At 48.7% G+C, this 13445-nt stretch carries 12 protein-coding genes; 5 read left to right on the top strand and 7 right to left on the bottom strand.

Translation table 11 applies throughout. From position 1 onward, the window contains the following. Positions 1-21: 21 nt before the first annotated feature. The gene (locus tag LQ247_RS21225; protein ID WP_231006577.1) at positions 22-1056 is read right to left on the bottom strand and encodes an alpha-ketoacid dehydrogenase subunit beta; all 1035 of its coding nucleotides are present in this window, start codon (positions 1054-1056) and stop codon (positions 22-24) included. A 21-nt stretch (positions 1057-1077) separates the two neighbouring features. After that, a complete protein-coding gene (locus LQ247_RS21220; protein ID WP_231006576.1) occupies positions 1078-2052 on the bottom strand; it encodes a thiamine pyrophosphate-dependent dehydrogenase E1 component subunit alpha in 975 nt (324 codons plus the stop codon). A 211-nt stretch (positions 2053-2263) separates the two neighbouring features. Here LQ247_RS21220 and LQ247_RS21215 point away from each other — a divergent pair, with 211 nt between their 5' ends. The 5 genes from LQ247_RS21215 (at position 2264) to LQ247_RS21195 (ending at position 8301) form a co-directional block, all read left to right on the top strand. Then, positions 2264-2815 (top strand): DJ-1 family glyoxalase III, encoded by a 552-nt coding sequence (locus LQ247_RS21215; protein WP_231006575.1) that lies wholly within the window; start codon positions 2264-2266, stop codon positions 2813-2815. A 267-nt stretch (positions 2816-3082) separates the two neighbouring features. After that, positions 3083-3457: a DUF2294 domain-containing protein gene (locus tag LQ247_RS21210; protein ID WP_016886253.1), complete on the top strand. Its 375-nt coding sequence runs from the start codon at positions 3083-3085 to the stop codon at positions 3455-3457. A gap of 175 nt (positions 3458-3632) precedes the next feature. Next, positions 3633-5165: an NADH dehydrogenase subunit 5 gene (locus tag LQ247_RS21205; RefSeq protein WP_231006574.1), complete on the top strand. Its 1533-nt coding sequence runs from the start codon at positions 3633-3635 to the stop codon at positions 5163-5165. Next, a complete protein-coding gene (locus LQ247_RS21200; protein ID WP_231006573.1) occupies positions 5162-7783 on the top strand; it encodes a DUF2309 domain-containing protein in 2622 nt (873 codons plus the stop codon). The genes LQ247_RS21205 and LQ247_RS21200 overlap by 4 nt, the downstream gene beginning before the upstream one ends. Positions 7784-7794: 11 nt before the next feature. Continuing rightward, on the top strand, positions 7795-8301 hold the full coding sequence (locus LQ247_RS21195; protein ID WP_231006572.1) for a carbonic anhydrase: 507 nt from the start codon (positions 7795-7797) through the stop codon (positions 8299-8301). 34 nt (positions 8302-8335) lie between these two features. Here LQ247_RS21195 and LQ247_RS21190 read toward each other — a convergent pair whose 3' ends face one another. The 5 genes from LQ247_RS21190 to LQ247_RS21170 all read right to left on the bottom strand — a co-directional run bounded on the left by LQ247_RS21190 (position 8336) and on the right by LQ247_RS21170 (position 13277). Next, entirely contained in the window at positions 8336-9178 is an 843-nt protein-coding gene (locus tag LQ247_RS21190) for a PRD domain-containing protein (RefSeq protein WP_020450591.1), read from the bottom strand. A gap of 42 nt (positions 9179-9220) precedes the next feature. Continuing rightward, positions 9221-10594: a sucrose-specific PTS transporter subunit IIBC gene (locus LQ247_RS21185; RefSeq protein ID WP_231006587.1), complete on the bottom strand. Its 1374-nt coding sequence runs from the start codon at positions 10592-10594 to the stop codon at positions 9221-9223. Positions 10595-10911: 317 nt separating this feature from the next. Further along, the gene (locus tag LQ247_RS21180) at positions 10912-11652 is read right to left on the bottom strand and encodes a YfjL-like protein (RefSeq protein ID WP_020450589.1); all 741 of its coding nucleotides are present in this window, start codon (positions 11650-11652) and stop codon (positions 10912-10914) included. Continuing rightward, positions 11645-12850 (bottom strand): MFS transporter, encoded by a 1206-nt coding sequence (locus tag LQ247_RS21175; RefSeq protein ID WP_026580644.1) that lies wholly within the window; start codon positions 12848-12850, stop codon positions 11645-11647. Before LQ247_RS21175 ends, LQ247_RS21180 begins: the two co-directional genes overlap by 8 nt. A gap of 103 nt (positions 12851-12953) precedes the next feature. Then, on the bottom strand, positions 12954-13277 hold the full coding sequence (locus LQ247_RS21170; RefSeq protein ID WP_231006571.1) for a YckD family protein: 324 nt from the start codon (positions 13275-13277) through the stop codon (positions 12954-12956). Between the last annotated feature and the right edge of the window lie 168 nt (positions 13278-13445).

Here is a 13445-nt window from a genome sequence, read left to right as displayed (position 1 = left end):
TTCTCCTCTCCTTTCCAATCTTTATACCGTATGTGTTGAGATTTCTCCGAGCATCTCCAGCACGGTGTTCACCACTTTTTCCGGCGTCGGCAAATACAGGTCTTCAAGAGGCGGTGAAAATGGAACCGGCGTATGTGGAGCCGTTACCTTTTTAACCGGTGCATCAAGCGAATCAAATCCTTTATCTGCCGCCAATGATGCGATATCCGCGGCGATGCTGCATCTCGGATTGGCTTCATCGACGATCACAAGTCTGTTTGTTTTTTCAACAGATGCAAGGACGGACTCCTCATCAAGCGGTGAAAGACTCCTCGGATCAAGGACTTCGGCTTCGATTCCCCGCAGTGAGAGCTGTTCCGCCGCTTGAAGCGCCGTATGAACCTGTTTGCCGACTGCGACAATCGTTACATCAGCGCCTTCCCGCTTGATATCGGCTTTTCCGATCGGAAGCGTGTAATATTCTTCCGGCACATCGCCTGTCATGTTGTACAGCGTTTTGTCTTCAAAAAAGATAACCGGGTCCTGATCCTCAATCGCAGCGAGCAATAAGCCTTTCGCATCGTACGGGGTCGACGGCACAATCACTTTCAAGCCGGGAATGCTTGTAAATAGGGCATACAAGCTTTGCGAATGCTGGGCGGCTGCCCTAAAGCCGGCGCCGTGGGTCGTCCGGATCGTAATCGGAACTTCCGCTTTTCCGCCAAACATGTAGCGGAACTTCGCTCCCTGGTTCAGCACCTGGTCCAAACACGTGCCGATAAAATCGTTAAACATCAATTCCGCGATCGGCCTTAAACCTGTTGAAGCCGCCGCCATGGCTGCGCCGATGTACCCCGCTTCACTGATCGGCGTATCAAGGACGCGCTCCCGTCCAAATTCCTGAACAATCCCTTTCGTGACGCCAAGCACACCGCCCCATGCTTCATCATCCTGCAGATGATCGACATTCGCTCCTCCTGCGACATCTTCCCCCATTAAAATGACGTGATCGTCCTTTCTCATCGCAAGTTTGATCGCTTCATTCAATGCGGCTGACATGCTGATTTCCCTCGTCATGTTTCCTTCCCCCTTCATGAATTAATAGGATACATATACATCTGTCAGCAGTTCGGTTTCTTCCGGATAAGCGCTTTTTTCGCTGAATGCAACCGCTTCCTCGACCGCTCCTTCAACTTCTTTTTCAATCCGTAACTGCTCTTCTTCACTCATCAGCCCTTTTGCCAGCAATTCGCTTTTGAACACGGCAATGGCATCTTTCTCTTCCTGATGCACCGCTTTTTCGTCATTTGTTTTGTAGCGCTGGGCATCTCCTTCAAAATGGCCGTAGTTCCGGTATGTCATACACTCAATAAGCGTCGGTCCTTCACCGTTTTTGGCACGCTCTATCGCCCGGCCCGCAGCCTGGAAAACCGCGGCTGCATCTTTTCCATCCACGCGAATGCCCGGAATCCCGTAGGCGGCCGCACGATCTGCGATCGACTCGCAGCTTGACGCATAGGAAAACGGCGTCGCTTCGCCATACCCGTTGTTTTCGGCGACAAATATGACAGGGAGCTTCCAGATGGCGGCAAGGTTGATCCCTTCGTGAAACGTCCCCTGGTTGTTGGCGCCGTCGCCAAAAAAGCAAACGCTTACATTTTTAGTCTTTTTATACTTTGCAGTGAGGGCAGCTCCGCAGGCCAAGGGAAATCCCCCGCCGACGATTCCGTTTGCGCCTAGCATCCCTTTGTCAAAGTCTGCGATATGCATCGATCCGCCTTTTCCTTTGCAAAGTCCTGCAGATTTCCCGTATATCTCGGCCATCATCCCTTTCAAGTCGCACCCTTTTGCAATGCAGTGCCCATGGCCGCGATGTGTGCTCGTGATGGTGTCTTCATCATTCAGATGGGCGCAGACGCCCGCAGCGACCGCTTCTTCCCCGGCGTAAAGATGGACAAAACCCGGCAGTATCCCTTTAGCAAACAGCTGATGAACCCGATCTTCGAAATAGCGGATTTCCAGCATTTTTTGATACATCCATACCGCCTTTTCCTTTGTCAGTGCCTCTTCCATATGAAAAAACCTCCTGTCTTTTTTTACTCACACGTTATGATGCAAAAATCGTGCCAGCTCTCCGACGCGAACATGAAGCTCTTTTCAGACGGACATCCTTCCAAAACAAGAGACAAAACGAGACGGGTGTCTCAATTTGTCTACTTCATCAGTTGCGGAAATGTCTTTGCCGCAGTTAGAATGAACGGTAGAGACGAAGGAGGTTTTTTTCATGAAGAAAGCGTATGTTTTTTTAATCGGCGGATTTGAAGAAATCGAAGCGATAGCAACGATTGATATTTTACGGAGGGCTGAAGTCGAGACCGTCACCGTCTCGCTTGATCCATCGCGCAGCGTGAAAGGCGGGCATGACATTGTCGTCGAGGCAGACGTCATGTTTGAGGATGCTGATTTTCAAAAAGCGGATATGCTGATTCTTCCGGGCGGAAATGTAGGCAGCAAAAAAATGCTGGAACACCAAGCTTTGCACAAGACGCTGACAGAAGCGGCGGATGCAGGAAAATATGTCGCCGCTATCTGCGCCGCAACGATTACGCTCGGAAAAACGGGGCTTGTCAGCGGGAAAAAAGCGACCTGCTATCCCGGGGTTGAAGAACATTTAACAGGAGCGGATGTCACTGCAAATGAAAATGTTGTCGTAGATGGAAACATCATTACTTCCAGAGGCCCGGCGACCACGATTCCATTTGCCCTCAAGCTTGCCGAATTGCTGAACGGCAAAGAAAAAGCCGATGCAGTTGCCAAGGGAATGCTCGTCTGCTAAGACGGCATTCCTCTTTTTTATCCATAAAAGAACGGTATTGACATCATAAATCTTAAAAGATATGATATTTAAAAAGTAATTCCGTAAAATCAATAATTGTAATCTCATGCAAAAGAGCTTTAGCATTCGGCTATAATCCCTATGGTCGCGTGAAAAAGCACCCTTTACCATGTATGACATTAACATTTTGATAGGACGGTATATTTCATTTTCCCTATACTCATGTATAAGGAAAAGAAATATACCGTTTTTCAGGAGGATATAACATTGAAAAAACAGAAAGTGACAAAGGGGTCTCTGGAGGCGGAGATCAGCAAAACCTTAACCCAATGGGAAAAAGACTATTTGGGCCGCGGCTCCGTGTCTGTTAAAACAGACATTCTCAGAAATATGGTCATCATTTCCCTGAACGGTATTTTGACACCCGCCGAATACGAACTTTGCAGTACAAAAGAAGGCCTGCTGTCAATTAAAAGAACCCGCTCCGGTTTGGTGGAATCGGGTATAGAACAACTGAGCCGCATAATGAAGGAGCTGACCGGTGAAGAGACGATCAGCTTTCACACGGATATCAGCACCCGCACTGGCGAGCGGATCATGGTATTTAAATTGGCAAACGACCTGCAAAAAAAATTGGCATAGAAAAACGGAAGATCTTTAAAGCATGAACATGAGTTAAAGATAAGCCGGTATTATTCAGAAAGATTGGCTGAAATGGGCCGATCCTGAATATACCGGCTTTTTTTACGTTTTCAGAAAGGAAGGCAAGACATGAAACAGTATGTTCTTTTCCATCATCCCGACGGAGGGATGCCGGATGTTTGATCTGCTAGATTCTTTATTTTGGCTGAAAATATTTTTCGCGTCGCTTGCGCTTTGTTTGTTCAGCGCACTGCTCGTCCTGAATCGAAAGGTTCCATTGGCATATGTACGGATTCACGCCAAGATCATCGCCCTGCCGCCGCTTGCCGCGCTGGCAGCATTGATAACGGCAAATCCCGGGCAAGCTGGAGCTCCTTGGCGCTTGGATTCGCTGGCTTGGCTGATCGCCTTGTTTGTCTTGACAATCGGCTTCATCGTCCAGCGCTACTCTGTCCGGTATTTGTTCGGCGACCGCTCCTACCGTAAATTTTTTGTGCTGCTGACGCTTACAACAGGAGGCGCTTCATGCGCCTGGCTGAACGATGATCTTCGCTGGCTCCTCTTATGCTGGGGTATCACGCTTTTCGGCTTGACCGCGCTAATCGGCTTAAACAGCGCGTGGCAAGCGGCCAAAAATGCCGCTTTGTATGCGGGCCGAATCTTTGCACTCAGCTGGCTGGCGATAGCAGCAGCCGCTCTTTGGCTGTCTCTCGCGACAGGACACTGGCAGCTATCATCCGCCATAGCGGAGGAAAGCCTTATACAGCTCAGTTCATGGGAGAAAACCGGGATTGGCCTCCTTATCATTTTAACGGTGATGATTCCTGCGGCACAGTGGCCGTTTCATCGCTGGCTGCTCGATTCGGCAATCGCTCCGACTCCCGTTTCCGCGGTCATGCACGCCGGACTCGTAAATGTAGGCGGCGTCATGCTGACCCGTTTCGCACCGATGTTCAGCGGTGATGGTCTGCAGCTTATTCTGCTTGTTCCCGCCGTCTTTTCCGTCTTGCTCGGAACGGGCATGATGATCGTCCAGACGGACTACAAGCGGCAGCTCGCAGCTTCAACGGTCGCGCAGATGGGTTTTATGCTCGTCCAATGCGCATTAGGAGCCTATATTGCGGCTGTTATTCACCTCATTTTGCACGGCCTGTTCAAAGCCGCCCTTTTCCTGCAAGCCGGATCAGCGGTGCGCCGTTATGAATCGTTCGCCTCTAAACGGGGCAGACCGGCTCTTTTCTGGGACATGATAGGCGGCGCCTTTGCTCTTACTGTCGTCATCGGAATCTGGGTCTCAGCTGCGGACGATGGCTATCAATTGATCAGCGCCCTTGTTTTAGGCTGGGCATTGTTCATTGCTTGGAGACAGCTTGTCACAGCCAATGACGGTCGTGTCACACGAATGGCCGGGCTTTTCATTTTAACGGGGGCTTCAGTCGCGTTTGCCATCATTCATTCCGGTTTACACGGGCTCCTGAAGGAAGCTGTTGTACAGGGGGCGCAACCGCCCGTCATGGCGGCCGTTTTAACGGTAGTCGTTTTGTTAGCTGGTACTGCGGCCGGCGCCTTGATCGTTCGGCAGCGGTTTGCATGGTCCGGCGCACTTTATCTGCGTCTTGTAAAAACGGGTGAGCCTCATTTTGAATCGGTCGAAGAACGGCCGAATTATCTTGACCAATATCTTACTCAAGGAGGTCGTCAATCATGAAAGCAGCACCCACATTGTCTAAACAATTGATCTTCAAATATGAACATCAGACAGCGGACTTTAATATTGATGAATCGGTTCAATCAGCAGCACGAGTCATTGCGCCGCTTTGGCCGATTGAAACCTTTGCCGCGCGCCATCCGTGGATGGGTCTTGAAGAACAGACATTTGAACAGACGGCCCGGCAGCTTAAACAGCAGCTTCAGGTTGATATATACCCAAAGTCCTCCATTTTCCGCTCCGCAAAACAAAGGGGAGAAATCGATGAGGCCATTCTTGAAAAAAAGCTGACGCATTGGCTCGATTCACATCAGCCCGGCATGCAGAGGGAAACAGCGGAAGCGTTTTGCAAAGCCGCGCTCAAGCTGGATGAAATCCCTGAAAAGCTCTTGAGATCCCCGCAAGTCGAAAAGCTTGCCAAACAAGCGGCGCGCGGGACAATCGATGATCAAAAAACACGCTTGATCAAACCGCTCAGCGTTTTTGCAGGACAAAAAACCGCTCACCTTCTTGATCATCATGTGATTAAATGGTGCAAGCTGTTTCTCGATGAATCACAATCGGAATGGCGGCTTCCACATCGCGAGAAAGGGTTTTACAGCGCTTGGCGGCAGCTTGTTGAACATGATCCCGCCCTGGCGCGAGCGGAACGCCAACGACTGAAAGGGTGGCCGGAGGAGCCTCGGGACGCGATGAAAAGAGCACTCCGAGCGCTTGATATTTCTGATGGAGACGTTCAGGCATACCTTGAAGCTCATTTGCTCTCTCTTCCGGGATGGGCCGGGATGATGCTTTGGCGTTCCCAGCAATCGCAGGACGAACAAGGGCTGCTTCTCGAGTATTTGGCCATCCGGCTTTCAATGGAATGGATGCTTATTGAACCTTATTTGCCGCTGTCTAAGCCAAAACCTGAAAAAGAGATGCAGGTCGTTCCTTTGATTTCGGCCTGGCTGCATTGGGGCGGCCTGACGCCTGACGAATGGCTCAAACTTTCAGCAGCAGAGCAAAAAGCGAGATTAACACTCGCCCGCCGCTTTGATGATCTAACGCGCAGGCGCATCTGGCTGGAAGCATGGGAACAATCATACGCTGCTGAGGTAAGGAACCTCATCACGGCAAACAAACCTGCCGCTGCCGCCAAAAGTGAAGCGGCGCTGGCCCAGCTTGCATTTTGTATTGATGTCCGTTCAGAGCCGTTCCGACGGGCATTGGAAAAGTCAGGCCCTTTTGAAACGTATGGAACAGCGGGCTTTTTCAATCTGGCAATCGAAACGTGCGAACTTGGCACTAAGCACACTCACAGCTCTCTGCCGGTCATCCTTAAACCTCAGCATCGAGTAAATGAAACGGCCGATGAATCAAGCTTTAAATCGTATCAAGAACATAAAAAAGCAGCAGCTTCGCTGAGCTCCGCCTTTAAAAAGATGAAACAGAATCTATTGGCGGGTATGCTCCTTCCCGAAGTGAGCGGGCCATGGCTGAGCCTGCAAATGGCCGCGCGCAGCCTGGTCCCCCGCACAGCCGGGCAAACTTTCCGGAATGTGCGGAAAACATGGCTGAAAAAGCCTCAGGCAAAGCTCTCGCTTGATCGTATGGAAACATCTGATGCCGGTATTCCGGTCGGATTTACGGATGAAGAAAAAGCCGCCTATGCCAGACAGGCATTAAAGATGATGGGGATCACCGACCGGTTCGCTCCGCTGGTTGTCATTTGCGGGCACGCCAGCAGAAGCACGAATAACCCTTATGCATCGGCATTGGACTGCGGCGCCTGCGGAGGCGCATCAGGCGCTTTTAATGCACGCGTCCTAGCCGCTTTATGCAACCTTCCGAGCGTCAGACAGAGGCTCCGCTCCGACGGCATTTTTATTCCGGATGATACGGTATTCGCCGCCGCAGAGCACATTACAACATTGGATGAACTGCAGTGGCTCTATGTACCTGAGCTTCCGGCTAAAGCTCAACAAGCGTTCGACCGCATCAACTCGGTGCTTCCCGATGTGAGCCGCACTGTCGGAGCCGAACGCTTAGAAGAGCTGCCGCAGCTCGGCTACCAAAATCCGCGGAATGAAGTTGAGCGCTTCGCCGAAGATTGGAGCGAAGTCCGTCCAGAATGGGGGCTGGCACGAAATGCTTCATTCATCATCGGCACACGCCGGCTTACACGCGAAGCTGATCTTGAAGGAAGAGCTTTTCTGCACAGCTATGACTGGCGGAATGACGAGGACGGCTCCATCCTCAGCGGCATCATTTCAGGGCCTGGAACAGTAGCCCAATGGATCAATCTGCAATATTACGCGTCAACCGTCGCACCGCATTATTATGGAAGCGGAAATAAGGCAACTCAAACCGTCACTTCAGGCCTCGGCGTCATGCAAGGAAATGCAAGCGATCTTTTGGCCGGTCTCCCGTGGCAGTCCGTCATGCGGTCGGATGACGAAATATATCATGCGCCTCTCAGACTCCTGATCGTGATCGAAGCACCGGATGATGCTATCGAACGTCTCCTTGACCGCGATCACAGCTTCAGGCAAAAGGCGGAGAACGGATGGATCCACCTGGCATCTATTAACCCGGAGGGAAAATGGAAGAACTGGACAAACACGATAAATGAATGAGGTGAAATGTCATGGAAGAAAACAAAAAAATACTGATGATTATCGGAATCGAGAAACAGCTTGAACAGACCATCTGCCGGGCAGGGAATATTCAGCCTGAGAACGCCCTTGTTTTAAAAAGCGTCTTCCCTGATATTTCACAGCCCTACGGTGATATGATGAGGGATATCATTACCCTTGTCCACCGGAACAAAGCGGAAGAAATTTGGATTGTCCGCGATAAATACGAGCAAACGGCAGATAAAGATATTTCTGACCTTTTAAATAGAAACAAAGATTTAAGCGATAGAATGCAAACTTTAGAGTACCTTTTCCAAAACTGCCGTCCGGAATTTCCGTACGGCAGCATCGATGAATGGCTGTCACCGAGCGAAAATGCGGCCGAAGGCGTCCAAAAAAGCGTCGCCGCCATCCGACAGCACCCGTTAATCCCTTCGCACGTCAATGTAAAAGGATTTCTAATCGAAAATTCGGTTTTAACGGAAATTGAAACCTTAAACAAAAACGGAGCCCGATAACAGGGCTCCGTTTTGTCTTAAACACAGGCATTCTTTACACAACAGCAGACCGCTGATAAAATCTCTGAATATGCATGGTAATATAGCACAGCTCTTTTTCCGGAAATTCAAAGCCATACTCCCGCTTCACAAATGCCCCGATTTCTTCTGCGCACATAAACGCTTGTCCAAACTTCTTTTTAATGAGGCTGATCATTTCACCATCCATTTCGTAAAATGTCTCTCCCGATTCAATATGCTGAATGGCGAAACGGAGATGGTTGACAAGCCGCTCATACGAAATCGTCTCATCCTTTATTTTAATGTTGAGTTTATCTTCGATAATCTCGATAATATCCTTGATCATCGTTGTGAGATCGAGCGTTTTTGTCATATCTCCCGCGTTTGTTTTCGCTGTATGAATATGAAGCGCAATATTGGCGACTTCATCCTCCGGAATATCGATCTTCAGCTTATCTTTAATGAGGGCCTTTGCCCAGCGGCCGATTTGAAATTCTTTCGTATAGAGGACTTTAACTTCCTGAAGCAGCGGATTTTTAATGACCATTCCCTTGCTTAACCGTTCTATCGCGAATGATAAATGATCTGAAAAAGCGACATGGATTCGCTCATTGATTTTGATCCCGAGCTCTTTTTCCGCATGAGAAATAATGTCCTCCGCCACCTGAATATGATCTTCCGGCAACGTTTTTAAGATCTCCTCGAATTGGCGGTATTCTGTTGAATCTTTCATCACAAATATTTTTTCAATTTTAGATCTATCGACAATATCATTCTTCTTTTTTTGAAATGCGATTCCGGAACCTAATACGATCTTTTCCTCGCCGCCATCCTTGACGACGAGCGCATTGTTATTTAAGATTTTTTTTACTTTCATAGCTGCCTTCCTTTCATCCTGTTTTAATGAATGAAAACGGAATTATTCTTTTTCATCTTTAAAGCCAAGACACAAAGTCGCAATGAATGCTGAAATCACCGCAATCGCAAAAGCGATTAAATAATGAATGAGATTGGCGGTGCCAAGAGGGAGAATGATTGAAATCATCGGGATGCCGGACAATCCGTAAGAGTTTGCCGCAACGTGTGTGAAAACGGCGTATGCACCTCCGATGGCGCCTCCGATCGATGCGCCGATAAACGGCCTCGCGAGCTTCAGATTGACGCCAAACATGACAGGTTCGACGATTCCCAAAAAAGCGGTGAGAGAAGCCGGAATCGCAATCTTTCTGATAGCGGCATTCTTTGTTTTCAAAAATACGGCGAGCCCCGCTCCTCCCTGCGCGACATTGGCCATCGACCATATTGGAAGCAGAAAATTGACCCCATATTCGGGATCTGCGAGCAGCGACGCTTCAATCACATAAAAACTATGGTGCAGGCCGCTCAAAACGAGTAAGGAGTAAAGCCCGCCAAATAAAAATCCGGCGCAAGCCCCCCCAAAATGATAAACAAACCCGAGACAGTCGCTTACGAAATGAGCGATGATCAGTGAGAGCGGCCCCATGATAAACAGCGCGGCAAATCCGGAAGCCATAACTGTAATAAACGGTGCGACAAGCAAATCTAAAGAACAGGGGACGATTCTTTTTAAGAATTTTTCGATTTTGCTCATTATGTAGACGGATAAGAGAATCGGTATGACCGTCCCCTGGTATCCGATCAAAGGGACTTCAAGGCCGAATACTTCGACGGATTCCGGCTTTTGGCTGCCGAGCAATGAAGGATCGAGTAAATCGGGATGGGTCAGAATTCCGCCGATGACAGCGCCTAAAAACGGATTCGCTCCAAACTGTTTAGCCGCACTGAACCCGATCAGCACAGGCAAAATGACAAACGCTGAGCTTGAAAAAATATCGAGCATTTTCATCAGCGGGCTGCCATAAGCGCCGAGGCTGAATTCTTTAAGCACACTGATGAGACCCATGAGCAATCCGCTCGCAACGATTGCCGGAATGATCGGCACAAAGATGTCTGACAGCGTTTTGGCAAATCGCGTCAATACGTTCATGTTTGGCGGCGCCTCCCGCCGGGCTTCTTCAAGAGAAGCCGGATCGCTGTATTGAATCATTTCCTTATAAATCTTATTGACTACACCTGTACCGAAAATGATCTGAAACAAACCGTATCTGAAAAAAGTCCCCTGCACAGACTCCATCTTTTCAATAGCAGCTATATCGATTTTTTCTTCATCTCTGACATTGAAGCGCAGCCTTGTCGTACAATGGCTGATGCTGATGATATTCTCCGCGCCTCCAATGAGGGGCAAGAGAACTCTTGCAATCTCTTTATGCAGCACCCGGATCTACCTCCTCCAATTTTTCTATCCTATCAAATCAACAGAAGACGATCAAAATGAAAAATGTGCCATCACATCCAAAGACCCCCGGCGAAAGGAATAAAAAAAGACCTAAAACATGCGAAAGCATCAGCCGATAGGCGCAAAAAAAGCACACTAAGGTCTGTAGTTCCTTTAGCACATTTTAGGTCTTGCCTGCCTTACCAGTAACAATCCCGTCAATATTTGTTCTTAATATGATTCTATTCGCTTCGGCCTTGGACATCAATAGTGCAAACCGCCTATATATCCCCCGTATAAAAAAAGAGAAGGCGTTAAAGCGTCTTCTCTACATCTTCAATGGCTATCGCACGGTCCTTTAAAACATGCACACTGTACTTCACATAGCCTGGGCGGTCTTCCCCGTCTAAGCCCATACTGTCAATCTCAATGTTTTCATAATGGTAGCCGCTCAATAACTTTTTCACCACTTTTGCCTGGTCATAGACCTGCCTCCGGCCGTCCCGGCCTGAATTCAAGGTAACTGTAACAGCGATCGGTTCTGTTTGCTTCAGTTTTTTCCAATTTGTATTGACATCATAGCTTCCTGATAGAGAAACTTGGACGTCAATTACGTTTTTCAGCTTTTTTTCAAGCTCTCTCTTGATCTCATTTGAGGCTTCTTTGCTTATTCTGGCTCTCGTCTTTTCCTGTCTGGCTTCTTTGATGCCATCGTTTGTGACAGCCGGGTGCAATCCGCCTTTCACGCTGAAAATGTACTCATCATTCCGCTCATCTGACACACGAAAAAGGTATTCAGCAAACTTGAAATTATAGGAGCTCCCTTTCATATTTAAGGTTTCACCGGCGTGTGCTTCCTGCAAGTATGCCGATAGCTTTTGTTCAGCCAGGGCGCGGCTGAACGGATTTCCGTAAAAGGCGTTATACACATAACAGCCTGTCACAAGAATCAACAACGAGAGACCAGTAATGATGGCTTTCTTTTTCAATTCAATCAACTCTTTCCAAATTCTCGCGTCCCGTCCATTATGAAGGAGAATTCGGACATTAGGCAAGCTCTTTCTGCTTCGTCTCCGTCCCCAAAAAGAAGATCGCCGCGACAGCCGCAATAACGGCGACGCAGAAGATCAAAAAGATCATTGAAATCTCTGTTCCCCGGGCGACGAGATAGCCGACAAGAAGCGGGCCCAGGATGCCGCCGATTCGGCCAAAGCCGGCTGCCATTCCTGCGCCGGTCCCCCTGATTGATGTCGGGTATTGTTCAGGCGTATAAGCATAAAGCGCGCCCCAGGCACCAAGGTTGAAAAACGATAAAAACATACCTGACGCAAGCAGAAGCGCCAGCGATTCAGCCGACCCGAAGAAGTAGGCGCTGACAGCCGTCCCTAACAAGTAGACGGTAAGCACCATTTTCCGGCCGGCTTTTTCAATCAGCCATGCCGCGGAGAAATAGCCGGGCAGTTGAGCCAGCGTCATGATCAAGACGTACTCAAAGCTCTGGATCATGCTGAATCCTTTCATCACCATGACGCTCGGCAGCCAAAGAAACATGCCGTAGTAGGAAAAGACAACGCAAAACCAGACAATCCACAGCATGGCCGTAGGCCGGGCATATTTGCGGGACCAGACGTTTTTCACATTTTCCACGACGGTCGGCTTCCTTTCCTGCGAAAGCTTCTCATATTTCGGAGAATCCGGCAGGGCGATCCGCAAATATAAGGCGTAAATAGCCGGTATCGCGGTTATTAATAAAGCAACCTGCCAGCCGTAGGCCGGAATAATAAAATACGAAATGAGCGCTGCGGCCAGCCAGCCGAATGCCCAGAAACTTTCGAGCAGGACGACGACTCTTCCCCTCCGCTCCGGCGCAACCGTTTCGGATACGAGCGTAGATGCGACTGGAAGCTCTCCCCCAAGCCCCATACCGACGAAAAAGCGCAGGACTAAAAATGCCCACAATGTCGTCGTCAAAGCGGATAACCCGCTGCCGATCGAGAAAAACAGCAGCGTAATCATAAAAACGTATTTTCTTCCGACACGGTCAGCCAAAAGGCCAAAGACAAACGCCCCGACTGCCATGCCGATTGAGTTGACGCTGCCGATCCAGCTCATCTCCTGCGGCGTCAACTTCCATTCCACGTGCAAAGCGGCGATAATAAACGATAATATGCCAACGTCCATAGCATCAAAAAGCCAGCCGAGACCGGCGATGCCAAGCAGTCTGCGCTCTGAAACAGGACGGTTCTTCTTCATACTCACTACACCTCTTTACTCTCTTAGCAGTTTACATGAGTATTAGTTTACACCTGTCTTTACACTTTTGTCACGAAGAAAATGAGGCGCCGTCTATTTCAGTTTAATGAATATGATGCTTGTGAAACTTTTCTTTTTGGTGCTTCAACTTTGGCAGAAACCCGTTTTCCCGCTCTTTTTCATAACGCTTTTCAATATGAGATTTGATTTCTTTTCCCCTTTCCTGATCAAGAATTCCGTACTCCACATACTTATTGATCAGCTGTTTTTTCTTTTCCATAATGTCCTTTTGCAAAGAAGCCAGTTCATTTTTTTGCTTGTCGGTCAACTCTTGATAAACGCGTGTTTCCCCGTAGGCAGAAGACATGACAGCCGTACATGACAGCGGAATGACGAGAAGCAGGCAAACGCACAGTTTGCGCATCATGCAACATCCTTTCTGATCTATGATTCATTCTATTTTTATCTGTTTTGCGGAGTTTATGCATAAAAAAAAGCCGCTTGGTAAAGCGGCTTCAGATTGTTGACAAAATCCCAAAACGACTTTTAGTTTTGGGATTTTGTCATCCTTTCAGCGTGATTGAAAACCCTTGCA

The sequence above is a fragment of the Bacillus sp. BS3(2021) genome (assembly GCF_021043345.1).
GTDB lineage: Bacteria > Bacillota > Bacilli > Bacillales > Bacillaceae > Bacillus > Bacillus paralicheniformis.
This window is presented reverse-complemented; position numbering and strand designations above follow the sequence as displayed.

Bases quoted from the DNA above. Each gene is read 5' to 3' on its own strand.
- LQ247_RS21205 (WP_231006574.1), top strand. From the start codon at position 3,633: ATGTTTGATCTGCTAGATTCTTTATTTTGGCTGAAAATATTTTTCGCG.
- LQ247_RS21195 (WP_231006572.1), top strand. From the start codon at position 7,795: ATGGAAGAAAACAAAAAAATACTGATGATTATCGGAATCGAGAAACAG.
- LQ247_RS21225 (WP_231006577.1), bottom strand. From the start codon at position 1,056: ATGACGAGGGAAATCAGCATGTCAGCCGCATTGAATGAAGCGATCAAA.
- LQ247_RS21215 (WP_231006575.1), top strand. From the start codon at position 2,264: ATGAAGAAAGCGTATGTTTTTTTAATCGGCGGATTTGAAGAAATCGAA.
- LQ247_RS21175 (WP_026580644.1), bottom strand. From the start codon at position 12,850: ATGAAGAAGAACCGTCCTGTTTCAGAGCGCAGACTGCTTGGCATCGCC.
- LQ247_RS21170 (WP_231006571.1), bottom strand. From the start codon at position 13,277: ATGATGCGCAAACTGTGCGTTTGCCTGCTTCTCGTCATTCCGCTGTCA.
- LQ247_RS21200 (WP_231006573.1), top strand. From the start codon at position 5,162: ATGAAAGCAGCACCCACATTGTCTAAACAATTGATCTTCAAATATGAA.
- LQ247_RS21220 (WP_231006576.1), bottom strand. From the start codon at position 2,052: ATGGAAGAGGCACTGACAAAGGAAAAGGCGGTATGGATGTATCAAAAA.
- LQ247_RS21190 (WP_020450591.1), bottom strand. From the start codon at position 9,178: ATGAAAGTAAAAAAAATCTTAAATAACAATGCGCTCGTCGTCAAGGAT.